Raw genomic sequence first — 23524 nt, forward strand, 5'->3', positions numbered from 1 at the left:
AAAAAAGTATTATTCACATATAAATAACAGACTTCTTGCAAAACTCTCTATAAAATGCTGAGACTATAAGAAATTTTGCAAGAAGTCTGACAACAAGGTTTTATGTGAATATAGGTCAAGAAGTATTACAGGCACTCAAAGATGAAATAAGCGAACTCGAATATAACAGATACATAAGACATCTCTCTTACGATATAAAAAAATCTACTGCTGATTTGGCTATATTTTACGCGCCTAATGCATTGGTTGTCAACTGGATTAAAAATAAATACAGAGAAAAGATAGCTCATCTTTTTGAAGTAAAAAACGGTTCCAAAGCAAATGTGGAAATAACGCTTAAAAACAGTATAGAAAAAAGAAAGACAAAAAAAGCCGTAGAAGTAAAACAAAGCAGCTCTTTGCTAAATCCTTCACACTCTTTTGACAACTTTATGGTTGGAGGCTCCAACCAGTTTGCCTATGCTGCTGTAAAAAGTGTCAGCGAAAATGCAGGAAAAGTTTATAATCCTTTGTTTATCTACGGTGGTGTCGGTCTTGGAAAAACACACCTTATGCAGGCAGCCGGTAATGTTTTTCAAAATGAAGGCAAAGTTGTCATATATACAACAGTTGAACAGTTTTTAAATGATTTTATCCGACATGTACGGAACAAAACAATGGAGCGTTTTCAGGAAAAATACCGTAAATGTGATGTACTGCTTATAGATGATATACAGTTTTTAAGTAACAAAGAGGGAATCCAGGAGGAGTTTTTTCACACTTTTGAAGCATTAAAAGGTGCCGGAAAGCAGATTATTCTCACAGCTGACAAACATCCAAAAAAAATCGGAGGTCTTGAAGCCCGTCTGCAAAGCCGGTTTGAATGGGGGCTTGTGGCTGACATACAACCACCAGAATTAGAAACAAAAATAGCCATCATCAAGAAAAAATGTGAAATAAACAAAGTAAAACTCTCCGAAGACATAGTAAACTATATAGCAACCGTCATCGACAGCAATGTAAGAGAAATTGAGGGGATACTTTCCAAACTCCATGCCTATTCACAGCTGATGCATGTTGACATTGATCTGGATTTTACAAAAAATGTACTCAAAGACCAGATGAACGAGAACAGAGCAAATCTTACAATGGAAACCATTACCGAAGTTGTAGCCAAAGATCTCAACATAAAACCGAGTGAAATCCGTTCAAAAGGCAGAAGCAAAAATATTGTGTATGCCCGTAGAATTGCCATATATATCTGTCGGGAACTCACACAAAACACAATGCCTCAACTTGCCCAGTATTTTGGCATGAAAGACCATACCGCCATCAGTCATACCATCAAGAAAATCAACAACCTGCTTAAAGATGATGAAGATTTTAAAGTAAAAATTGATGAACTTACAAACAAAATAACATCTATCTCCTGATTTTATTTTAAAAGCATTAAAAAAAAAGATATAATTGTAAAAGTGAATAGATGTGAAAGAAGCCTTAAGCTGTATTCACATCTCAAAAAGTAAGCCTGTAGGTGTTTGAGTCGATTTGTCACATATTCACTCCATACTACTACTACTTACTAAAATTATATAAATATATAGGGATTTAAAAAATGAAAATTACCGTCTCAAAATCTATATTGGAAAATATACTCATTCATGCTGCACCTTTTTTGGAAAAAAAAGATACATCACAGATAACTTCACATGTCTATATGAATGTTTCCGGCTCAAAATTAACACTGAAGGCAACTGATTATGAAATAGGTTTTTTAGTATCAACTGATAATCTAAAAATTGAAGATGAAGGCAGTATTACCGCTAACGGTAAAAAATTTCTCGATATTGTCAGAATATTAAAAGATGATGATATTAATTTGGAAGTAAAAAATGACACTCTTCTTATATCACAGGGACACTCTAATTTCAAACTGCCTACTTTTTCGTATAATGAGTTTCCGGAATTTCCTTCTTATGAAGGAAAGCCAAGAATTTCCATCGAATCACACACTCTCATAGAATCTTTAAAAAAAATAACACCTGCCATAGATACCAACAATCCCAAATTTGAACTTAACGGTGCTTTAATAGATATAAAAAAAGATTCTATTAACTTTGCAGCCACAGATACACGAAGATTGGCAGTTGTTACTCTTAACAACCAAAGTGAGAACGAATTATCCATCATAATTCCTAGAAAAGCAATTGTCGAAATCCAAAAACTCTTTTTTGACAATATTGAACTCTATTATGACGAAACAAATCTTATCATCCATTCAGAACAATATACTTTTTTTACAAAACTCATTAACGGAAAATTCCCTGAATATTCAAGAATCATTCCAAAAGAAACAAACTACAATTTGGTTTTGCCTAAAGCCATTATGATTAATTCTATCAAACAAATTACAACCATATCTACAGATGTAAAACTCACTTTTTTCAATGACACCATCAGTTTTGAAAGTTTAAGCGAAGACAACATTGAAGCAAAAACAGAAATTAGTTACAACACAGGCTTTGATGAACCTTTTTCAATAGCAATCAATTCAAAATATCTACTTGATTTTTTAAATGCTATAAACTCTTCAGAATTTACAATCGGACTCAATGAAGGAAACTTGCCTTTCATCTTAAAAGATGAAAACTTCATTACAGTGGTCATGCCTATAGTTATTTAAACTGTAGGTTCTTCCTCTCTCCCCACAACGGCACTGACTAAATAACCTTATTTACCAATATTTTTATTAACAAAGAACCAGGCAAGTCTATTATCAAGCCACTCATAACTTCTGGCATGGGCTTTTGTTCTTCTAACAAGATAAGAGATTTTATCTCTTATCTGAGAATTAAGGTTTTCAATCACATTGGTTATTTTGGATTTCTCCATACTTGCTTTAGATCCATAAATCTTATCATAGGAGAAACAACCGTCACAGTATATTTTATCTGTAGACGGGAGTTGTTGATTAAACTCAAAAAGCGCTCCTGCATTTTTATATCTTGAGAGATGATAAAAATAGAAATATTTTCCATGTTGTGTAACAGCTATAGATGCCCATAAATAGTATCTTTTTGACTTTTTACCTATGAATGTATACAGTTCATCCATTATCATGTATGTAAAGACTACAGGTGCCGATTTGATTCTGTTTGCAAAGTCGATATAAAGATCTTTATATTCGTTGAGTTTTTTTTAAATGGTATTGTACTGTACGCAAGTGCACTCCTAGTACTCTTGCTATCTTCCTTTGTTCCATCTTCTCTTCAAAGAGTTTATATATAAGTTCTATCTGCTCTTGTGTTAATCGTTTATATGGTCTGTATTTTCTTTCACTCTCTTTTACTGCCATGATAAAATCCTTCTTTATGAATTTTATCTTTTTAAGCAATTTCTGTTCTAGTTAGTCAGTGCCCCCACAACTATAAAACTTATCATAAGATTATTTTAGATAAAATGTCTTTAATTATGCCAAAAATGGCAATGGAGTATTAAATGCAACAAGAATATGGCGCTAGTAATATTAAAGTTCTTAAAGGCTTGGAAGCTGTTCGTAAACGTCCCGGTATGTATATCGGAGATACCGGACATCGCGGTCTGCATCACTTGGTCTATGAAGTTATTGATAACTCTATTGATGAAGCGATGGCAGGGTATTGTGACACTATAACAGTAACACTCACAAAAAACGGTACATGTAAAGTCAGTGACAATGGTCGTGGAATTCCGACAGAGATGCACCCTACCGAAAATATGAGTGCCGCTACTGTTGTTTTAACAGTACTGCATGCCGGTGGTAAATTTGACAAAGATACCTACAAAGTTTCCGGAGGACTGCACGGAGTCGGTGTTTCTGTTGTAAATGCACTCTCTTCTGATTTGCATATGACAATCTACCGTGACGGGAAAATCCATGAACAGGATTTTAAAATGGGGATTCCCCAGGGACCTCTTGAAGTTACCGGAACAACCCGTAAAACCGGTACAACTATTGAATTTGCAGCAGATCCAAGCATCTTTACAGAAACAATAACCTTCGAATACGAATATCTGGCAAAAAGATTTAAAGAACTTGCCTATCTCAATCCTTTTATCACTATAAAATTCAATGATGAAAGAGACGGTACAAAAGAAGTCTATCATTTTGAAGGCGGTATAGCCCAGTATGTAACGGATATGAATAAAAAAGAAATTGTTGCCAATGTCTACAGTTTCAGCGGAAAAGCCGAAGATATAGAGTTTGACATTGCCCTGATGTATAATGACTCCTATGAAGAAAAACTTGCCTCATTCGTCAATAATATCCGCACGCCAAACGGGGGAACACATGAAGCAGGTTTTCGTGCAGGACTTACGCGTGTTATATCAAACTATAATGCCAAAAACGGTGCCGCAAAAGAAAAAGATGTCAAAATTTCCGGAGATGATGTAAAAGAAGGACTGATTACAATTGTTTCTGTTCGTGTTCCGGAACCTCAGTTTGAAGGACAGACAAAAGGAAAACTCGGAAATACCTATGTACGTCCGCTTATTCAAAAAGCAACAGGCGAAGCTCTCAACAAATATTTTGAAGAAAATCCTATAGAGGCCAAAGCAATTGTCAGCAAAGCTCTAATGGCTGCACGCGGTCGTGAAGCAGCTAAAAAAGCAAGAGAATTAACACGCAGAAAAGATTCTATGAGTGTTGGCACGCTTCCAGGAAAGTTGGCTGATTGTCAAAGTAAAGATGCGAGTATCTGTGAACTCTACCTGGTAGAAGGGGATTCTGCAGGAGGTTCTGCAAAAATGGGACGTGACCGTGTTTTTCAGGCAATTTTACCACTTAAAGGTAAGATTTTAAATGTTGAAAAAGCACGGCTTGAAAAGATTTTAAAATCAGATGAAATTACAAACATGATAACGGCTATGGGTTGTGGAATTGGGGAAGAGTACAAAGAAGAAAAACTCCGTTACCATAAAATCATCATCATGACGGATGCTGATGTTGACGGTTCTCATATTCAGACACTTCTGCTTACTTTCTTTTTCAGGTATTTTCGTGACATTATCGATAAAGGCTATTTGTACCTTGCACAACCACCACTCTATCGTTACAAAAAAGGCAAAAAAGAGATCTATTTCAAAGATGATGCCGCTATGAATGAATATCTTATCAGCAACGGTATAGAATCTTTGGAAGTAGACGGAGTGGGAAATAATGATTTAATAGCCTATTTTAAAATGGTTGATCATTATGCTTCTTCACTTGAAGCTCTCAATCGTCGTTATGCTCTTGTAAAACTTATCCGTCATTTTATTGAAAATCCTGACCTGATTGCCCTGCCTGTAAAAGAGATGTTTGTTGAAATAGAGAAATTTTTAAGTTCAATAAATAACAATATTTTAACCTATACCATCAATGAAGAAACAAATGAAATTCATCTTTTTGTCCAGACGCAAACAGGAATGGAAGAGTTACTGATAAATGATGATCTTTTTTCTGCTCCGCATTTTAATGAAGCAAGTTTTGTTTACAAAAAAATAACAGAATGGGATATTCATTTTGACAAAGACATCATAGAAGTACTTGAAGAGATTAAAGACTATGCAAGAAAAGGTGCCTATATCCAACGCTACAAAGGTCTGGGTGAAATGAATCCTGATCAGTTATGGGAAACAACAATGACACCTGAAAACCGTGTGCTTTTACAAATTTCCATAGAAGATGCAGCCGTTGCATCTGATGCATTTACATTGTTTATGGGTGACGAAGTTGAACCTCGTCGTAACTATATCGAAACACATGCAAAAGATGTGAAGCATTTAGACGTATAAATGTTATTGTCCCAAACAAAAGAGAGGGAATACCGTTTTAAGCTTGCACTTAGAATGGCTTTACCTATCTTTGCTCTTATACTTGCCTTCATTTTTCATACACTTATCAGCAATTATACTACACTTGAAATATCATTTTACATTGAAGCTGTTTTACTTTTACTTGTAAGTATCTACTTTATTTTTTTTCTTATATACAAAGGATTTGATGTAAAAATAACAGACAGTGTTACAAAAACATTCAGCAGGGAATATTTATACCAGTTTTTGCAAAAAGAGATAAAACAGAAAAAAGAATATACTCTGATTCTTATAAGTATAGATAATTTAAATGATATAAATTCTCTTTACGGATTAAAAAACGGAGATAAAGTTTTAAAGTATGTTGTTGATTGGATAACAGAGTATTTAAAAAAAGAGGGGATTGAAAATTTTCCTATTGGTCACATTAAAGGAGGTGATTTTATCATAGGACTTGATGGAGCAAAAGACAAATACAGCACTTTGCTAGAACTTATATGTTTAAAATCCAATGATTTGAATGTGGATGATATAGAAATAAAAATATCAGGAGCCATTACAGATACGAGTTATTCAAAAGATTTAAATTACCTCATAGAAAATCTTTTTGATCTTCAAAATAAAAACAAAAATATGAAATACAAAGAAGAAGAGAGTATTAATCCAAATGAATTGGAATTATTGGTCATTGATGCTATTGAAAATAAAAATCTTCTTATTATGTCACAGGCAGTTTATGACAATAAAAACAATGTAGTCTTTAGAGAATGTTATATAAAACTCAAAGGACAAAACAAAAAAATAATTCATCCAAAAACATATTTAAAAGTTATTAACAAACTGGGACTCGGTGTGAGTTTTGATTTGATGGTCTTAGAAGAAATTTTAAAGAACTGCCAATACAGAGAAAATATTTATGCAATCAATGTTTTGCCTACATCACTGAGAAATGACAAGTTTCTTTCAAAAACAAAAGAACTTTTAAAAGAATGTTCTGATAAAAAAATAATGTTTGTTTTAAGTGAAATGCAGTATTATTCTTATATAAGCAGATATAATAGTATATTAAAATCATTAAAAGCTTTAGGTGTCCTTATAGCCATAGACAGATTAGGTTCACTACATACAAGTTTTTTATATTTAAGAGAATTAAATATTGATGTAGTCCGATTTGACACCTATTATTCAAATAAAGATAAATTACTTCACAATCGAAATATAATTGATGGTTTTGCTGTTATGGCTCATGAAAAAGGTGTAAAAACCTGGATAAAAAACATAGAAGATGAAGAAGTTTACACGGTTGCCAAAGAGATGAAAATTGATTATCTCGAAGGAAAATATCTCTCAGAAATTGAAACTGTTGTAAAATAAAATGAATATTTTAGGAAAGTAGATTTTTTTTGAGCCAGATGAGAGCATCAGATTTAGTGTTAAAAATATTTTGGATTTGTGCCTGATATACTGATTGGAGTATTTTTGAAAACTTTTTTGATGGCTGTAGACCGAGTTCAATTAAATCTTTTCCCCTGATCAGAGGAGGGATTGGTTTATGAAGTACATTGAGTTTTTTTGCTTTTTTGAGTAGATACTCTGTATCTTTTTGTTTCTTCTGCGTTACATGTAAGTAGTGTGCATAAAATGCAATATCTGTTTTTTGAGCAAGTTTGTATATATCATAATCATTAAAATTGTCTAAATTAAAATCAATTGTATGGAGTTGTAAAACTTTTTCAATTAATTTTTTTTCATTTGTGACTCTCTGTAAAAATGTCTGTGTCTGTATGATCGAAAACTTTGATGTTATAACAGCCAAAGCAAGTATAACAAACTCTTTATCATTTGTTATTGGCAGTTGTTTTAACATGTCCAAAGAATTGAAAACTTCTTTATACTCTTGGGTGTTAAGAAATGCAAGTTCTTTAAAAAATGAAAATGCTCCTAAGTCTTTAAGGAGATTAAATCCAAGAGACGGTTTGTCTGATTTTAGAAGAAGCTTTTGTAATTCTTGAAAAACTCTTTCTTTGGGAAGTTCTTCAAGAAGTTTTTCTTTTATCATCTCTTTACATGTAAGCATAAGAATTTTATTAAGCTTCATATGGAAGCGGGATGCAAAGACAACGGCACGAAGCACCCGCAAAGGATCCTCTTTAAATTTTTGTTTATCCACAGAACGTAATATTTTTTTATCTAAATCTTCTCTGCCGTGATAAGGATCCAACATTTTTTTACTGACAACATCATAGCCTATGGCATTGATGGTAAAATCTCTTCTGAGTGCAGCTGTTTTAAAATCCAGATTTTTATCAATTTTGATTGCAAAACCCTGATGTCCCGAAGCAATCTTGTTATCTTCTCTTGGCAGAGAAAAATCCAAATCCAAATTTTCATAGTCCATCTTGCAGACACCAAAACTCTTTCCTACACTGTTCACATTTCCAAATTCCTGCAAAATTTCTTCCACTTTATCAAGAGAACTGACTCCGTAGAGTTCGATATCAATATCATTTGAAGGAATTCCCAAAAGTGCATCGCGAATATAACCGCCTACAATGACAGGGAGTATATTGTGTCTGTATAATTTGTGAAAAATAGTATCGAGACTCTTTGGATAGGTAATCATACTCTAAGTATATCACTAATTTTACAAGGATATAATAATTATTTGGGTATAATTCGCGAAAAATAGCTGAAAGTAGTCTGAAATGCAGAATTTTCTTCAGCAAATTTTCCAAATAAAGGAAACCCCTAATGCAAAAAATTAGAAATATTGCCGTTATCGCTCACGTTGACCACGGTAAAACTACACTGGTTGATGGGCTCTTGGAGCAATCCGGTACATTCGGTTCTCACGAACAACATGATGAAAGAGCGATGGATAGTAATGACATCGAAAAAGAGCGTGGTATTACGATTCTTTCAAAAAATACAGCTATTCGTTATAAAGATTATAAAATCAATATTATAGATACTCCGGGCCACGCCGATTTTGGTGGAGAAGTTGAACGCGTTCTTAAAATGGTTGATGGTGTTTTGGTACTTGTTGATGCCTATGAAGGTGTTATGCCTCAAACAAAATTTGTTGTGAAAAAAATGTTGGCACTCGGTAAGATGCCAATTGTTGTTATTAATAAAATTGACAAACCTTCTGCTGATCCTGAACGTGTTGTAGATGAGATGTTTGACCTTTTTGCAGATATGGGTGCAACAGACGAACAGCAGGATTTTCCTATTATTTATGCAGCGGCTCGTGACGGGATGGCAAAATTAGACATGGATGATCCTGATGGAAATTTTGAGTGTATTTTTGAAACAATCATCAATAAAATTCCTGAACCTGAAGGGGATGCACAAAATCCTCTCCAGGCACAGGTATTTACACTTGATTATGACAACTATGTCGGTAAAATCGGTATCAGTCGTATCTTTAACGGTACCGTTCACAAAGGTGACAATGTTATACTTGCAAAAGCTGACGGGGAAATGGTAAAAGGAAAAATTTCTAAACTTATCGGTTTTCACGGACTAAATCGTATGGAGATAGAAGAAGCGGAAGCCGGAGATATTGTTGCATTTGCAGGAATGGAAACTGTTGATGTGGGAGACACTATTGCAGACCCTGTTAATCCTGTTGCACTTGATCCTATGCATGTGGAAGAGCCAACGCTGACAGTTGTATTTGCAGTAAATGATTCTCCTTTGGCAGGTAAAGAGGGGAAACACGTAACATCAAACAAGCTTCGTGAAAGACTTGAATTTGAAATGAATACCAATGTTGCTATGCGTCTTGAGGTTGTTGGTGAAGGTAAATTTAAAGTTTCCGGTCGCGGTGAGTTACAAATCACGGTACTTGCTGAAAATATGCGTCGTGAAAACTTTGAATTTTCAATTTCACGTCCGGAGGTCATTACAAAAGAGATTAACGGTGTGAAATGTGAACCGTTTGAGCATTTGGTAATTGATGTTCCTGAAGATTTAAGCGGTACGGTAATTGAGCGTTTAGGAAAAAGAAAAGCAGAAATGAAATCAATGCTTCCGATGGGGCAGGGTTTTCAGAGAATTGAGTTTGAAATTCCGGCTCGTGCATTAATCGGCTTTCGCGGACAGTTTTTGACAGATACAAAAGGTGAGGGTGTAATGAATCACTCTTTCCTGGAATTCCGTCCGTTCTCAGGGGAAGTTGAATCACGCTCATACGGTGCACTTGTTTCTATGACATCCGGTTCAACACTTGCTTTTTCACTTTTTGGTATTCAAGACCGTGGTGTTCTTTTTATCGGTGTACAGACTGAAGTATATGAGGGTATGATTATCGGCGAACATTCACGTTCAAATGACTTAGTTGTAAACCCTATTAAGGGAAAAGCACAGTCAAATGTCCGTTCAAGCGGTGCTGATGAAGCGATTAAACTTGTACCGCCACGTGATATGTCACTGGAACGTGCTTTAGAGTGGATAGAAGATGATGAACTTCTTGAAGTAACACCTAAAAATATTCGTATCCGTAAGAAATACCTTACAGAGAGTGAAAGAAAACGTCACGCGCGTAAATAAAAAAACTTTACAACTTTTTTTTCCATCCAGTACTCCGGATGGAAAATACTTCCTGATACAAATCCGACATGGCCTCCATGTTCACTAATTTCCAAATGAACAGATTGTGATATTTCATCTTTTGTCGGAAGTACAGTGGCGGGCATAAAAGGATCATCTTTTGCATGAATGATAAGGGTGGGAATCTTAATCTCTTTTAAATACTGTCTACAACTTGATTTTTTATAATACTCCCGTGCAGAGCAAAATCCGTGAACAGGTGCTGTGTAGGCATTGTCAAATTCCCAAAAATTTTTTAATTTTTTTATCTCATTTCGCTGCAAAGAAATAATCTGCTCCATATTAAATGATTCATATTTTTTTTCTAAGTCTCTTTTTAAATCTTTTAATAAAATTTTTTGATAAAATTTTGCAAAGCCTTTATTTATGTGTGTAGCACATTTGTCTAAAAGCATCGGTGCAGATACAGCAACGGCGGCAGTAAGTTTACATGTAGAGTGTTTTTCTCCTAAAAGTTTCAGGAGCATATTTGCACCGAGTGAAAATCCGACCGAAAATATCTTTGCCCGGGGATATCTTTTTGAAACAGCCTGTATAAATTCAAAAGCATCTTGCGTATCACCACTGTGATATGATCTTGGTTTGAGATTTTGTTTACCCGAACAGCCTCTAAAATGCATAACCACACTGCTGAATCCCGCTTCTTTGAGTTCTTTTACTGTTCCTTGAATATAGGGAGATTTATAAGAACCTGCCAATCCGTGAAAGAGTATGACAACAGGAGTCGTTTTTGTATGATTATCAATCTTTTTCCAGTAACATTCGAGAAAATCTCCGTCACTGAGAGTGAATGTTTCTATCTCAAAATTTTTGACAAGAACCTTTCGAAAGAGGCTGGCATAGAGTGTTTGCAAGTGTCTGTTTTTTAATAAAAAAGATGGTTTGAAATTCATTCCCATATCTTATCAAAAATTTATCTACAGATGGATATAATCATACACTTAAATAATCACTTACAAGGGAATTCCATGAACAGAAAACAGATATATAACCCTGACTCAACTGAAAATGTTAATGACAGAAAAGTCTTTGGCGGAAATCCGACAGGTATTTTTGAACTCAACAACATTAAATACCAATGGGCATATAATCTGTGGGAGATGATGCTCAACAACACATGGTTTCCAAAAGAAGTTGATATGACACGGGATGTCAATGATTACAAACAACTCACTGATGCGGAAAAAACAGCCTATGACAAAGCACTTTCTCAGCTTATTTTTATGGATTCTCTGCAGACAAACAATTTAATAGATAATGTAAATCCTTATGTGACTGCCCCTGAGATAAATCTTATTTTGGTGCGTCAGTCTTTTGAAGAGGCTCTGCATTCACAAAGTTATGCGGTGATGGTTGACAGCATCTCTACAAACTCGGATGAAATTTATGATCTGTGGCGCAGAGATATGATGCTTAAACACAAAAATGATACGATTGCCGCAGTCTATCAGGAACTGGCAAAAAATCCGACAGATACAAATTTTGTCAAAGCATGTTTTGCAAATCAGATACTTGAAGGCATCTATTTTTACAGTGGTTTTACCTACATCTATACACTGGCACGTTCGGGAAAAATGCTCGGTTCGGCACAGATGATTCGTTTCATTCAGCGGGATGAAGTAACACACCTGGTACTTTTTCAAAACCTTATTAACACACTCAGAAAAGAGCGACCGGACCTTTTTACCGATGCCCTCAGAGCAGATGTTATAGAGATGTTTAAAGAGGCTGTCAAGCTTGAGACCGAGTGGGGCAAATATATCACACAGGGACAGATTTTAGGTTTGACAGATGGGATTGTTGAGCAGTATATTCAGTATCTTGCCGATGACAGATTAAACTCTGTCGGTTTTGACAAGCTGTACAATGTCTCCAACCCTATTAAATGGGTAGATGACTTTGCAAAATTCAATGACCAGAAAACAAACTTCTTTGAAGGCACTGTAACAAACTACTCAAAAGGCAGCCTTTCGTTTGATGATGACTTCTAGTTAAATTATGATAAAATATGTCCATTCACTTTAAATGGACATAAAAAATGAAACAAATACTCTCTCTTGATTTAGGAATTACATCTGTTGGTTACTCAGTTATACAAGAACATGAAACAGATAAATATTCTCTTGTAGATTATGGGGTTAGCATGTTTGATAAACCAACTGATAAAGATGGCAATTCAAAAAAACTTCTGCATTCTCAAGCACTGAGTGCAAAAAAACTCCATAAACTTAGGAAACAACGAAAACAAAAGTTAGCTTCTCTTTTTGAAAAATATAATCTTGGAAACAGACAAGAATTATTGGAACAAGAAAAAAATAATATTTATAAAAATAAATGGGAACTCCGTGGAAAAACAGTATTTGAAAAAAAGTTGAGTATTGGTGAAATTTTTACTATTTTATATCATATAGCAAAACATCGAGGGTATAAATCACTTGACAGCGGGGATTTACTTGAAGAGTTATGTGACTCTTTAGGCATAGAAACAGAGGCTAGCAAATCAAAAAAAGATGATGAGCGAGGGCAAATAAAACAGGCACTAAAAAATATTGAAGCACTGCGTGAGAAATATTCACAAAAAACAGTAGCGCAAATTATTTATGAGTTAGAAAACAAAAAAGAGAATCCTATATTTCGCAATCACGACAATTATAATTATATGATACGCCGTGAGTATATAAATGATGAAATAAGAAAAATTATTAAAGTTCAGGATGGGTTTGATGCGTTTGATAATTTGGATAGTGGTGCTTTTGCAAATGATGTTGTAGCTGTAATAGATGACCAAAAAGAATCAACAAATGACCTGTCGTTGTTTGGAAAATGTGAATACTATTCAGAATATTATGTAGCACATCAGTATTCTTTACTAAGTGATATTTTTAAGATGTATCAAGCTGTTGCAAACATTACATTTAACAAAGAAAAGATAAAAATTACCAAAGAACAGATTGCTCTTGTTGCCCAAGATTTTTTAGATAAAGTGAAAAATGCAAAGAGTGTCAAAGATATTAAATACAAAGATATTCGTAAGATTTTAAAATTAGATGATAATGTAAAAATTTTTAATAAAGATGACAGCTATCTAAGTAGAGGAAAAACGCATGAAAACAGTATAGTAAAATTTCATTTTGTAGATACTCTCTCTAAAATAGATAAAAGTTTTGTGAAAGATATTTTTTCCAGCGATGAGAGTTATGCGCTGATGCGTGAGATATTTGATGTACTGCATTATGAAAAATCTCCTAAGTTAATTTACGAGCAACTAAAAAATAAAATTAGTAATGAACAGGTAATTATTGAGCTGATTCGTAATAAAAAAGGAAATTCTTTAAATATTTCTTCTTTTGCTATGTTGCAATTGCTTCCTTATTTTGAAGAAGGGTTGACATTAGATGAGATTAAGCAAAAGCTTGGACTCCAAAGGCAAGAAGATTATGCTGAGTATAAAAAAGGAATAAAATATCTTCATATCACAAGTTATGAAAAAGATGATGATTTAGAAATAAATAATCATCCTGTCAAATATGCTGTTAGTGCAGCTTTACGTGTTGTCAAATATCTTCATTCAAAATATGGAGCTTTCGATGAGATAAAAGTAGAAAGCACAAGAGAATTGAGTTTGAATGAAAAGGCTAAAAAAGAGATAGAAAAAGCCAACAGAGCATTTGAAAAAGAGATACAACAGATAGTAGAAAATACCGAGTATCAAAAGATAGCGCAAAGCTACGGAAAAAATCTTCATAAATATGCCCGTAAAATATTGATGTGGGAAGAGCAAGAGCGATTCGATATTTACAGTGGCAAAAGCATAGGAATAACAGATATTTTTTCTAACAGTGTAGATATTGATCATATAGTTCCGCAAAGTTTGGGTGGGCTTAGTGTCAAACATAATTTTGTATTAGTACATCGTGATGAAAATCTTCAAAAATCCAATCAACTGCCAATGAATTATGTAGCAGATAAAGAAACATATAAAAACAGAGTAGAGCATCTTTTTCATGAACATAAAATTAATTGGAAAAAAAGAAAGAATCTTTTAGCCAACAATCTTGATGAGATATATAAAGATACATTTGAATCGAAATCTCTACGAGCAACAAGCTATATTGAAGCTTTGACGGCACAAGTTTTGAAGCGTTATTATCCCTTTCAAGATGTAAAAAAATTAAAAGATGGCTCTGCTGTAAGACATTTACAAGGGAGAGCAACTTCAAATATTCGCAAAGTATTGGGTGTAAAGACAAAAAATAGAGAGACAAACATACATCATGCAATAGATGCTATTTTAATTGGAGTAACAAATCATTCTTGGTTACAAAAACTCTCAAATACTTTTAGAGAAAATTTTGGACGTATTAATGATGAAGCACGTAAAAACATCAAAAAAGTACTGCCCTATATGGATGGTTTAGAAATAAAAGATTTGGTGAAGGAGATAGAATCGCAATATAACAGTTTTGGAGAGGATTCTATCTTTTACAAGGATATTTGGGGAAAAGTAAAAACAGTTAATTTTTGGGTTTCAAAAAAACCAATGAGTTCAAAAGTACATAAAGATACTATTTATGCAAAAAAAGATGATGGTATTTATACCGTCAGAGAAAATATTATTGCAAAATTTATAGGGCTTAAAGTCACACCAATGACATCACCAGAAGAGTTTATTAAAAAATTTCATAAAGATATATTACAAAAGATGTATAGTTTTAAAACAAATTCACATGATATTATTTGTAAGATTGTAGAACAAAGAGCTGAAGAAATTAAAGAGTTACTTTGGAATTTTGAATTTTTGGATGTTAAAAATAAAGAGCAGATGAGTGAAGCAAAAACAAAACTTGAGCTACTTATACATAAAGCTTTAGTGGACAATAATGGAAATATTATTCGTAAAGTGAAGTTTTATCAGACAAATCTTACCGGTTTTAATGTCCGTGGCGGGCTAGCAACAAAGGAAAAAACTTTTATAGGTTTCAGAGCCTACAAAAAGGGTGAAAAGTTAGAATATAATCGTATTGATGTAGCAAATTTAGAAAAAATACAAAAAAGTAATGACGGAAGTTTTAAGGCGTATAAAAATGATGTTGTTTTCTTTGTTTATAATAATGGAATCTTTAGAGGTGGTCGAATAGTCAGTTATATTAAAAAGTCTTCAGGTAGTAAATTATGTGCATTTTTAAATCCAAGATTTCCAACTGCAAGTGAATATCAACCATCTTCATTTTGTAAAATTGAAAAAGGGAAACATTCAGGAGCAAAACAACAGAGTATTGGTTCTGCTAGAGGAATTATAAAATTGAATCTTGATATATTGGGGAATATAAAATCATATCAGATTTTAGGTAATGCTGAGAGTGAAATTTTGAACGAGATAAAGAGTATAGTGAGTCAATAATGGGTTTTAAAGTTTTACATCTCACGCGACCATGTAAGATAAAAATTCAAAATGCTAATATACATCTCTATTTTTATGATGACGCAAGTGAAGTAAAAGTTACACTGCGTGATATAGATTTTCTTCTTTTTGATAATACACAGTTCTCTATAACTGGGGCAACCTTACAACTTTTAGCACAGGCAAATATTGCGACACTGTTTATAGATGAAGTATATCATCCTTGTGCTATTCTTACACCATATCATCAACACTCAACGATGAGCGAAATAGCACATGCTCAAGTGTCTTTAGATGTTACATTTAAAAGTAAATCTTGGCAAAATATCATCATATCAAAAGTGAAAAATCAAGCAGAAGTTCTTGCTTTTATGTCTTTAGACACTGCTAATGAATTGCAAGAGTTTGCAAAAAAAGTAACCTTGTATGATGCAAATCAAGATGAAGCACAGGCTGCAAGACTCTATTGGAAATCACTTTTTAATATGCAGACTTTTAGACGTGAACAAGGTAGTGAAGATATTGTTAATGTGATGCTAAATTATGTTTATGCAATAATACGTGCTTGTATTGCAAGAGATGTAAGTGTGAGTGGCATGCTACCGGTTTTTGGTATTTGGCATAAAAATAAGTATAACGCCTTTGCTTTAGTGGATGATTTGATGGAACCCTTTCGTCCTGTATGTGATTTATATGTTAAATTGTTACTCAACAAAAAATATCATGCTGCCAATAATCTTAGCACAAACATTAAACGAGATTTGATTGCTATTTTAAACAAAGAGTATTTAATTATAAATGATGGTGTTTCGACTGTGATAACAGCCATTGGCTTGTTTGTACGAGAGTATAAGAAATCTATGATGATGCAAAGTGCAGAAACACTTATTTTTCCAAGAATCAATACAGAGAAATTTTACAATGAGTTCTTTTAGAGTTATGTGGCTAATGATAATGTTTGATCTTCCGACAAAAAGTAAAAAAGATAAAAAACGGTACCATTGGTTTCACAAAGAGTTGGAAAAAGAGGGATATATGATGTTGCAATATTCTGTATATGGAAAGATTTTTGCTTCTTCTGACTCTGCAAAGTATGGAAAAAAACGTATAAAAGATTTTATAGATAGAAACATAAAGCATGGAAACATACGCATACTGATGTTTACAGATAAACAGTTCTCAAGTATGGAGATAATTATTGGTGAGGAAAGTATTGAAGAAAAGAATGAGCCAAAGCAATTGCTACTCTTTTAAAATGGAGCATAGCCGAAGCTATGCTCTAAAGTCAGCTACCATTTGGTAGCCTTAGTTTAATACCCCTATTAAACTTGTGTGTCATACAACAGAAATATTGTATCTAAAATTATCAAAAAACGCAAAAAATGTGTAAAAAATGCAACTTTTTATAAATATTTATCGGTTTTAATACCCCTACAAACTTGCGTGTGATACAATGTAAAAAAAGGTGGTGGCTCTTATTTCAGAGTTTTAATACCCCTACAAACTTGCGTGTGATACAATAAGTTTTTGCTTCGCTTACTCCTATGATACGTTTTAATACCCCTACAAACTTGCGTGTGATACAATGTGGATATTGACACCAGCAGGAGAAACAAAGTTTTAATACCCCTACAAACTTGCGTGTGATACAATCTGAAGCTGAAGACGTTACAATTTTTTATGGTTTTAATACCCCTACAAACTTGCGTGTGATACAATCTATGATTGATGAACAACAACAAGTAGCACGTTTTAATACCCCTACAAACTTGCGTGTGATACAATCAGTTGTGCCAGGTGCATACAGTGCCTGTTGTTTTAATACCCCTACAAACTTGCGTGTGATACAATATTCAGCGTAAGCGATATACTTAAGTCAACGTTTTAATACCCCTACAAACTTGCGTGTGATACAATATGAAGCGATAGACGCTGAGATAGTAGATGGTTTTAATACCCCTACAAACTTGCGTGTGATACAATCTGAACTCATAGCTGAGATACGAAGTTTGAGTTTTAATACCCCTACAAACTTGCGTGTGATACAATAAAGTTTTAATTTATTAGCACTAAAAGCTAGTTTTAATACCCCTACAAACTTGCGTGTGATACAATTAGATGTTTCTTCTGCTTCTATTTCACGCAGTTTTAATACCCCTACAAACTTGCGTGTGATACAAATATGTTATAATTGCTTTTATGATAAAATCACAACAAAAAGCTATAAAATTTTAGATGTTAAGTATATTGCTAAAAAGAAGAATTGATTAATGTTAGACTACACCCTTTGTTCTCTCTTGTTTGAAACGACACAGAGTTATGAAAATAATTTACAGACACTTTTGGCACTTATCACACAAGCAGAAAAAAATACCATTATAGTTGCACCTGAAGTGTGTTTGACTTCTTATGATTATGAGCGTATGGATGCAATGCTTGCCTTTGCGCCACGAGCCACTGAGGCACTGAAAAAAGTTTCTCATAACAAAATTATTGTTTTGACAATGTTGGAAGAAAAAGAGGGGAAAGTCTATAACTTTGCCAAAGTTTTTTATAACGGGGAAGTGGTCTTTCAAAGAGCAAAAGCCAAACTTTTTAAATTTGGCGATGAAGACAAATACATGCATGCAGGCAGTGAAGAAGATTTTAAAATAGTGGAAGTTGCCGGCATTAAGTTAGCCGTGTTTGTTTGTTTTGAACTGCGTTTTAAAGAGCTGTGGTGCAAGAGCGAGGGTGCAGATGTGATCGCTGTGCCTTCCTGGTGGGGTGCTTTGCGACGCGAACATTTCAAAATTCTCACGCAGTCACTTGCTCTAATAAATCAGTGTTATGTTGTGGCAAGTGACAGTGCAAACGAAGAGTGCACGGCAATGAGCGGTATTATCACCCCGCAGGGTGAAGCGTTTAGAAACATAAGCAAGCCTTGTTTGAAAATGCAATACAAGAAAAAAGAGATAAGATTAATGAGAAGATATATGGATGTGGGGATAGAATAATTTGGACAGAATTACAGCGACAAAAACAGCCCGTTTGGCACAAGAGTGCAGTACACAGTTTCCTTTAAGTGAAGAAGTAAAAAAAGCGATTGCGGCTACAAACAGAGAAGCCTTCGTTCCAACTGGTTTTAAGCATAATGCCTATAAACTCGATGCTTTGCCTATAGGGGCCAATCAGTATATCAGCTCTCCTTTGACGGTTGCAAAGATGACGGAGTATCTCTTTCCACGAGGAGCAGACAGAGTTTTAGAAGTTGGCTGCGGCAGTGGATACCAGGCTGCTGTACTTTCACATCTTTTTCGTGGTGTATTTACCATAGAACGTATAGAATCTTTGATACTTGAAGCAAAAAAAAGGTTTCGTGAGCTTGGTATAAACAATGTCCATGCCCGTACAGATGACGGACAAAACGGCTGGATTCAGTATGCGCCTTATGACAGGATTCTTTTTTCTGCAACAGCGAAAGAGATTCCAAAAAAACTCTTTGAACAGTTGGCTGAGGGGGGAATTCTTGTTGCTCCTTTGCAAAAAGGGAACAAACAGGTTATTACCCGTTTTATAAAAAACGGGGAGCATATTGAAGAAGAAGAGCTTGAAGAGTGTGATTTTGTTCCTATACTTGACGGGGTGCTCAAGTAGCTTTTTTAAAGCTTTTTATAGTAGAATAGTAGTAATTTAATTGAGGGAACAATCATGGAAGAGATGTATGGCATAAAGTATACGAAGCCAGAAGTTGTTTTGCTGCAAGATACCGGTATTGGTGTAGCAGAAACAGCTGCGCGTACATGTTATGACAGTTTTGGCAACAGTGAAAATGAGATTGTTCAAGAGATTGAAAAGGTGCTTCCTGATACGAAAATGTGTGAATCTTTGAACAATATAGAAGAGTCACAGCTGCTTGATGATTTGGCATGGACATATTTTCACCACTCTATTTTGGAACATGCCAATCTGAGTTATCTTATTCGCGGAACAAGCCGAGGAGTTTTACAAGAACATGCAAGACATCGCATACAGGCAATCAGTGTAAGAAGTACACGCTATACTATGAGTTCTTTGATTAATGCTTTTGTTGCTGCAAAACAGGCAGGAGAGAGAGAATTTTTTATAGAAAAGGTTTTGGGTTTTGATATGTTTGTCACTGCCGATGAAGCCTATAACAGACTTGAAATCAGCGCAATGTATGAGAAACTTGATTTTCAGTCAAAAAAAGTAGATAATTTTTATGAACTTGCTGTTGCAAAAAGTTCTCTTCCTCTTTTGAAAGAATTTCAAGGCAAGCCTCAAAAACTTTATGATGCTTTGCAGACCGGAAAAAAGAAGAGAAATGTAGGTGATGCTTTTAAACACATCATTACAGATAATGTCAAAGTTGACATGGTAGTGACATTTAATCTCAGAAGTTTGAAAAACTATCTTACATTACGCGACAGCGGTGCTGCCTATTTTCAAATACGCTGGCTGGCTCAGGAGATGATGAAAGTCACTCCAAAAAAATATCTTGATTTGATTATCAAGAAAAAATAGGATTTTTTATGATTAAGATTTCAATACTTACAATACTTTTTTTGACAGGATGTTCCAATATTACCATAACGGCGGCCATGTGTGACAAAATTCAAAGTGATCCCACTGCCACAATTCCCCAAGAGTGTCGAGACTATAGTGAAAAAGAGGCAGATAAGGCATTTAATAAAGTTGTGAATGAGAAAAAAGTTTCTGACTCAGATTTAGAATTTCATAAAGAAAAGTAGTATAATTCCAAAAAACTAATGAAGGAATAAAATATGCCAAGAAGTGAAGTATGTGAATTATGTGCCAGCAGTGAAGATGTGACTCTTTTAGAACTGCCTGTAAGTGATGGCAGTGAAGAACAAAGTGTGTATGTTTGCCGTACATGTAAAGAGCAGATAGAAAATGATGAGCTTGATGAAACTCATTTTAACTGTCTCAATGATACTATGTGGAGTGAAGTGCCGGCTGTAAAAATACTTTCGTATATATTATGGAACAGGCTTGGTCGCGGGGATATGACAGATATGATGTATCTTGAAGAAGAAGAGAAAAAACTTGCAGATGCAGCTATCAATGCAGAAGCAAACAAAGTAGTTTTTCGAGATGCAAACGGCGTTGAACTCAAGGCGGGTGATTCCATCGTTATATTAAAAGATTTAGATGTCAAGGGTGCCGGATTTACTGCAAAACGCGGAACAACTGTGACAAGAATTGCATTGCCGCATGATATGGATGACCATGTTGAAGGTCGCGTCAACGGAACAAAGATTTATCTGAAAACTGAATTTATTAAAAAAGCATAAAAGAAAAAATATTGAAACCATACGAGCGATTTTATAAAATAGAAAAAGATTTTCGCAATCCTTATGCCCGTGATCGGGACAGAATTATTCACTCCGGGTCATTTAGAAAACTTGAGTACAAAACACAGGTTTTTCTAAACCATGAGGGTGATTTTTTTCGTACACGTTTAACACACTCTATAGAAGTATCTCAGATTGCACGCTCGATAGCATCACAGCTTGAACTGAATGAATCACTGGCCGAAGCAATTGCTCTTGCGCATGATCTCGGGCATACACCTTTTGGACATGTAGGCGGAGATACTCTGGATGAGTGCTTGAAAGCTGACGGATTTTCCAACGGATTTGAGCATAATTTCCAATCATTTCGGGTTGTGACCAAACTTGAAAAACGGTATAAAAATTTTGACGGACTCAATCTTACTTTTGCAACACTTGAAGGAATTTTGAAGCACTCTTATCCCTACAAAAAACCCTTTCTCCCAGAAATAATAGACAAACAGTTTGATTTAAACAAGCATCCTACTTATGAGGCTATGGTTGTAGACCGTGCCGATGAAATTGCGTATATGAGCCATGACATAGATGACGGGGTGAACTCCGGACTGCTTACTTTTGAGGACCTCAAAGAGAGTGAACTTGCCTGTGAAATTCTTGAAAAGGTTGCTTTAGAAGGTGTAGGAGAAGAGAATGATGAAATGTTCCGCTACAGATTCAGTTCACATCTCATAAACCATCTGATTTATTCTCTCCTTGAATACTCAAAGCAAAAAGTTGCACATTGTGAAGAAACGCCCATAGGTTTTGAAAAAGAACTTGAAACAAAAATAAAAAAACTCAAAAAGCTTCTATTTGTCAAGATGTATCAGCATAAAAATATAGTTCGAAAAATGTATGCCGGGAAACAGGCTGTTAAAGGGCTTTATAAAGGTCTGATGGAAGAAGAAAAAATGCTTCCGCAGTTTTATTACAAGCAGTTGGATGTACGAAACAAACACAGGGTTATTGCAGATTATATTGCAAGCATGAGCGACAGGTATGCACTAAATTTTCATAATGAAATGTATGGAAAAGTAAATTAAAGAGTTATGAAGAGTAACGTTCTCCCGAAGGAGAAGCGTTTACAGGCGTGATTCGTAACGTCTCATCATATAAAGACGTTTAAGCATTTTCTTACGAGAAGCAATTTTGAACTTTTTACGTTTTTCAGTCTCTGTTTCATGGAAACGGCGAGCACGAGCTTCTGTAACGATTAAGTTACGGTCAACTTGTTTTTTGAAACGTCTGTAAGCAGCATCAAAGTTGTCATCCGGACGTAGTACAATACCAGGCATATCACATCACCCACTTTCTGTTTAAATTTGAAAGGGAATTATAGCATAATAAATTTTTCTTTCAAAGTTGATATTGTTTTTTCTATCGTGTGGCACATGAAATAATTTTTGGTAAATTTGCTATGTCTTCCTGTATTGTGTCTAAAAAGCAGTACAGAATTTTATTTTTACCAAGAGAATAAATAATCCATTTGCCGCTTTGTTTTGTTTGTACAAGTTTGGTTTCACGCATCTGTTTTAAATGGCGTGAAACCAATGGCTGTGAGAGCTCTAATGTGTCACAGATTTCACATACACAGAGCTCTTTTTCTCTGTAAAGCAGTGCTATGATTTTTACTCTGTTACTGTCTGATAATATTTTTGCAAGCTGAACTAATTTTTCCATCTAATCTCTTTCGAAGTTTTATTATATAACAATATCGTTATATGAATTATATCATAAAAAGGAATATTGGTTATGAAAAAATTATTATTAGTTTTAATTTTAGGATTTGTCTCTCTTGGAGCAGATTCGGGAGAAAATATTTACAAAGCAAAATGTGCCTCATGTCACGCTATGAAAGGGATGATGGATCAGACACAGATGCAGGCAATGCGTCAAAAAATGCAAAATGTCACACAGGAAGAAAAAATGGCAATGCGTGAAAAAATGATGCTCAAAATGCAAAAAAGCAAAATGAAAGCACCGCCGATGCCGATGGTATCAAAACGTTTGAAAATGATGCTTAAAACCCGTGAAGATTTTATTGCTTTTGTAGCAGATTATATACAAAATCCTTCAATAAAGAAAGGTTTCTGTATGCCGATGGCATATAAACGCTTTGGCACAATGCCTCCGATAGGAAAAACGCTAAGCAAAGAAGAGAGAACGGTTGTTGCATCCTGGCTGTATGACAATTTTAAAGAGTCATGGGGAAAATCCATGGGCGGCAAAATGTGTGAGATGAAAAACAAAAATATGAAATGCGGCGCAGGAAAATGCGGAATGAATCAAGGCAGTAAAAAATGCGGTGCCGTAAAAATCCAAACACACTAGGTTTATG

22 protein-coding genes and 1 CRISPR repeat array are annotated in these 23524 nt (G+C 34.5%); of the genes, 16 read left to right on the forward strand and 6 right to left on the reverse strand.

Features of this window, described 5'->3' with window-relative positions; all coding sequences use genetic code 11:
• Positions 1 to 104 precede the first annotated feature (104 nt).
• Positions 105 to 1412 (forward strand): chromosomal replication initiator protein DnaA, encoded by a 1308-nt coding sequence (gene dnaA / locus LCX93_RS00005; protein WP_226066774.1) that lies wholly within the window; start codon positions 105 to 107, stop codon positions 1410 to 1412.
• Positions 1413 to 1594: 182 nt separating this feature from the next.
• Entirely contained in the window at positions 1595 to 2662 is a 1068-nt protein-coding gene (gene dnaN, locus LCX93_RS00010) for a DNA polymerase III subunit beta (RefSeq protein ID WP_226066776.1), read from the forward strand.
• 47 nt (positions 2663 to 2709) lie between these two features.
• On the opposite strand, the gene LCX93_RS00015 is transcribed toward dnaN, so the two are convergent.
• Both LCX93_RS00015 and LCX93_RS00020 read right to left on the reverse strand, forming a co-directional pair.
• Complete coding sequence (locus tag LCX93_RS00015) at positions 2710 to 3093, reverse strand: IS1 family transposase (protein WP_226067512.1); 384 nt, start codon at positions 3091 to 3093, stop codon at positions 2710 to 2712.
• Between the two features lie 64 nt (positions 3094 to 3157).
• Positions 3158 to 3334 (reverse strand): helix-turn-helix domain-containing protein, encoded by a 177-nt coding sequence (locus LCX93_RS00020; RefSeq protein ID WP_226065952.1) that lies wholly within the window; start codon positions 3332 to 3334, stop codon positions 3158 to 3160.
• A gap of 143 nt (positions 3335 to 3477) precedes the next feature.
• Here LCX93_RS00020 and gyrB point away from each other — a divergent pair, with 143 nt between their 5' ends.
• Together gyrB and LCX93_RS00030 are read left to right on the forward strand one after the other, a co-directional pair.
• Entirely contained in the window at positions 3478 to 5796 is a 2319-nt protein-coding gene (gene gyrB / locus LCX93_RS00025) for a DNA topoisomerase (ATP-hydrolyzing) subunit B (RefSeq protein WP_226066778.1), read from the forward strand.
• The gene (locus LCX93_RS00030) at positions 5797 to 7191 is read left to right on the forward strand and encodes a bifunctional diguanylate cyclase/phosphodiesterase (protein ID WP_226066780.1); all 1395 of its coding nucleotides are present in this window, start codon (positions 5797 to 5799) and stop codon (positions 7189 to 7191) included.
• A 10-nt stretch (positions 7192 to 7201) separates the two neighbouring features.
• Here LCX93_RS00030 and LCX93_RS00035 read toward each other — a convergent pair whose 3' ends face one another.
• A complete protein-coding gene (locus LCX93_RS00035) occupies positions 7202 to 8440 on the reverse strand; it encodes a CCA tRNA nucleotidyltransferase (RefSeq protein ID WP_226066782.1) in 1239 nt (412 codons plus the stop codon).
• A gap of 128 nt (positions 8441 to 8568) precedes the next feature.
• Between LCX93_RS00035 and typA the strand changes: the two genes are divergently transcribed.
• Positions 8569 to 10371 carry a translational GTPase TypA gene (gene typA, locus LCX93_RS00040; protein WP_226066801.1) on the forward strand — a complete coding sequence of 601 codons (1803 nt, stop codon included), beginning with the start codon at positions 8569 to 8571 and terminating at the stop codon, positions 10369 to 10371.
• On the opposite strand, the gene LCX93_RS00045 is transcribed toward typA, so the two are convergent.
• The gene (locus LCX93_RS00045) at positions 10356 to 11324 is read right to left on the reverse strand and encodes a hydrolase (protein WP_226066803.1); all 969 of its coding nucleotides are present in this window, start codon (positions 11322 to 11324) and stop codon (positions 10356 to 10358) included. The genes typA and LCX93_RS00045 overlap by 16 nt on opposite strands.
• Before the next feature lie 75 nt (positions 11325 to 11399).
• Here LCX93_RS00045 and LCX93_RS00050 point away from each other — a divergent pair, with 75 nt between their 5' ends.
• The 10 genes from LCX93_RS00050 (at position 11400) to LCX93_RS00095 (ending at position 22229) form a co-directional block, all read left to right on the forward strand.
• Positions 11400 to 12422 (forward strand): ribonucleotide-diphosphate reductase subunit beta, encoded by a 1023-nt coding sequence (locus tag LCX93_RS00050; protein ID WP_226066805.1) that lies wholly within the window; start codon positions 11400 to 11402, stop codon positions 12420 to 12422.
• Between the two features lie 47 nt (positions 12423 to 12469).
• Positions 12470 to 15832 carry a type II CRISPR RNA-guided endonuclease Cas9 gene (gene cas9 / locus LCX93_RS00055; protein ID WP_226066814.1) on the forward strand — a complete coding sequence of 1121 codons (3363 nt, stop codon included), beginning with the start codon at positions 12470 to 12472 and terminating at the stop codon, positions 15830 to 15832.
• On the forward strand, positions 15832 to 16767 hold the full coding sequence (cas1, locus tag LCX93_RS00060; protein WP_226066816.1) for a type II CRISPR-associated endonuclease Cas1: 936 nt from the start codon (positions 15832 to 15834) through the stop codon (positions 16765 to 16767). Before cas9 ends, cas1 begins: the two co-directional genes overlap by 1 nt.
• Positions 16754 to 17086, forward strand: coding sequence for a CRISPR-associated endonuclease Cas2 (gene cas2, locus LCX93_RS00065; RefSeq protein WP_193150798.1), 333 nt, complete (start codon positions 16754 to 16756; stop codon positions 17084 to 17086). Before cas1 ends, cas2 begins: the two co-directional genes overlap by 14 nt.
• Positions 17087 to 17251: 165 nt before the next feature.
• Positions 17252 to 18013: direct repeats of the CRISPR family, unit length 36 nt; unit sequence GTTTTAATACCCCTACAAACTTGCGTGTGATACAAT.
• Between the two features lie 89 nt (positions 18014 to 18102).
• Positions 18103 to 18828, forward strand: coding sequence for a carbon-nitrogen hydrolase family protein (locus LCX93_RS00070; RefSeq protein WP_226066820.1), 726 nt, complete (start codon positions 18103 to 18105; stop codon positions 18826 to 18828).
• A gap of 1 nt (position 18829) precedes the next feature.
• Positions 18830 to 19468 carry a protein-L-isoaspartate(D-aspartate) O-methyltransferase gene (locus LCX93_RS00075; RefSeq protein ID WP_226066821.1) on the forward strand — a complete coding sequence of 213 codons (639 nt, stop codon included), beginning with the start codon at positions 18830 to 18832 and terminating at the stop codon, positions 19466 to 19468.
• A 54-nt stretch (positions 19469 to 19522) separates the two neighbouring features.
• Positions 19523 to 20356 (forward strand): FAD-dependent thymidylate synthase, encoded by an 834-nt coding sequence (locus tag LCX93_RS00080; protein WP_226066822.1) that lies wholly within the window; start codon positions 19523 to 19525, stop codon positions 20354 to 20356.
• Between the two features lie 8 nt (positions 20357 to 20364).
• On the forward strand, positions 20365 to 20583 hold the full coding sequence (locus LCX93_RS00085; RefSeq protein ID WP_193150802.1) for a hypothetical protein: 219 nt from the start codon (positions 20365 to 20367) through the stop codon (positions 20581 to 20583).
• A 33-nt stretch (positions 20584 to 20616) separates the two neighbouring features.
• Positions 20617 to 21147 (forward strand): PhnA domain-containing protein, encoded by a 531-nt coding sequence (locus LCX93_RS00090; protein WP_226066823.1) that lies wholly within the window; start codon positions 20617 to 20619, stop codon positions 21145 to 21147.
• Positions 21148 to 21158: 11 nt separating this feature from the next.
• Entirely contained in the window at positions 21159 to 22229 is a 1071-nt protein-coding gene (locus tag LCX93_RS00095; protein WP_226066825.1) for a deoxyguanosinetriphosphate triphosphohydrolase family protein, read from the forward strand.
• A 39-nt stretch (positions 22230 to 22268) separates the two neighbouring features.
• On the opposite strand, the gene rpsU is transcribed toward LCX93_RS00095, so the two are convergent.
• The gene (rpsU, locus tag LCX93_RS00100; protein ID WP_151901446.1) at positions 22269 to 22481 is read right to left on the reverse strand and encodes a 30S ribosomal protein S21; all 213 of its coding nucleotides are present in this window, start codon (positions 22479 to 22481) and stop codon (positions 22269 to 22271) included.
• Positions 22482 to 22563: 82 nt separating this feature from the next.
• A complete protein-coding gene (locus LCX93_RS00105; protein ID WP_226066834.1) occupies positions 22564 to 22866 on the reverse strand; it encodes an ArsR/SmtB family transcription factor in 303 nt (100 codons plus the stop codon).
• A gap of 72 nt (positions 22867 to 22938) precedes the next feature.
• On the opposite strand from LCX93_RS00105, the gene LCX93_RS00110 reads away from it, so the two are divergent.
• Positions 22939 to 23517: a c-type cytochrome gene (locus LCX93_RS00110; RefSeq protein WP_226066836.1), complete on the forward strand. Its 579-nt coding sequence runs from the start codon at positions 22939 to 22941 to the stop codon at positions 23515 to 23517.
• Positions 23518 to 23524 lie beyond the last annotated feature (7 nt).

Source organism: Sulfurimonas sp. SWIR-19, assembly GCF_020410885.1.
GTDB classification, from domain to species: Bacteria; Campylobacterota; Campylobacteria; order Campylobacterales; family Sulfurimonadaceae; genus Sulfurimonas; species Sulfurimonas sediminis.

Excerpts from the sequence above, each read along its gene's own strand:
- dnaN (WP_226066776.1), top strand. The coding sequence starts at position 1,595 with ATGAAAATTACCGTCTCAAAATCTATATTGGAAAATATACTCATTCAT.
- LCX93_RS00015 (WP_226067512.1), bottom strand. The coding sequence starts at position 3,093 with ATGGATGAACTGTATACATTCATAGGTAAAAAGTCAAAAAGATACTAT.
- LCX93_RS00020 (WP_226065952.1), bottom strand. The coding sequence starts at position 3,334 with ATGGCAGTAAAAGAGAGTGAAAGAAAATACAGACCATATAAACGATTA.
- gyrB (WP_226066778.1), top strand. The coding sequence starts at position 3,478 with ATGCAACAAGAATATGGCGCTAGTAATATTAAAGTTCTTAAAGGCTTG.
- LCX93_RS00030 (WP_226066780.1), top strand. The coding sequence starts at position 5,797 with ATGTTATTGTCCCAAACAAAAGAGAGGGAATACCGTTTTAAGCTTGCA.
- LCX93_RS00035 (WP_226066782.1), bottom strand. The coding sequence starts at position 8,440 with ATGATTACCTATCCAAAGAGTCTCGATACTATTTTTCACAAATTATAC.
- typA (WP_226066801.1), top strand. The coding sequence starts at position 8,569 with ATGCAAAAAATTAGAAATATTGCCGTTATCGCTCACGTTGACCACGGT.
- LCX93_RS00045 (WP_226066803.1), bottom strand. The coding sequence starts at position 11,324 with ATGAATTTCAAACCATCTTTTTTATTAAAAAACAGACACTTGCAAACA.
- LCX93_RS00050 (WP_226066805.1), top strand. The coding sequence starts at position 11,400 with ATGAACAGAAAACAGATATATAACCCTGACTCAACTGAAAATGTTAAT.
- cas9 (WP_226066814.1), top strand. The coding sequence starts at position 12,470 with ATGAAACAAATACTCTCTCTTGATTTAGGAATTACATCTGTTGGTTAC.
- cas1 (WP_226066816.1), top strand. The coding sequence starts at position 15,832 with ATGGGTTTTAAAGTTTTACATCTCACGCGACCATGTAAGATAAAAATT.
- cas2 (WP_193150798.1), top strand. The coding sequence starts at position 16,754 with ATGAGTTCTTTTAGAGTTATGTGGCTAATGATAATGTTTGATCTTCCG.
- LCX93_RS00070 (WP_226066820.1), top strand. The coding sequence starts at position 18,103 with ATGTTAGACTACACCCTTTGTTCTCTCTTGTTTGAAACGACACAGAGT.
- LCX93_RS00080 (WP_226066822.1), top strand. The coding sequence starts at position 19,523 with ATGGAAGAGATGTATGGCATAAAGTATACGAAGCCAGAAGTTGTTTTG.
- LCX93_RS00085 (WP_193150802.1), top strand. The coding sequence starts at position 20,365 with ATGATTAAGATTTCAATACTTACAATACTTTTTTTGACAGGATGTTCC.
- LCX93_RS00090 (WP_226066823.1), top strand. The coding sequence starts at position 20,617 with ATGCCAAGAAGTGAAGTATGTGAATTATGTGCCAGCAGTGAAGATGTG.
- rpsU (WP_151901446.1), bottom strand. The coding sequence starts at position 22,481 with ATGCCTGGTATTGTACTACGTCCGGATGACAACTTTGATGCTGCTTAC.
- LCX93_RS00105 (WP_226066834.1), bottom strand. The coding sequence starts at position 22,866 with ATGGAAAAATTAGTTCAGCTTGCAAAAATATTATCAGACAGTAACAGA.
- LCX93_RS00110 (WP_226066836.1), top strand. The coding sequence starts at position 22,939 with ATGAAAAAATTATTATTAGTTTTAATTTTAGGATTTGTCTCTCTTGGA.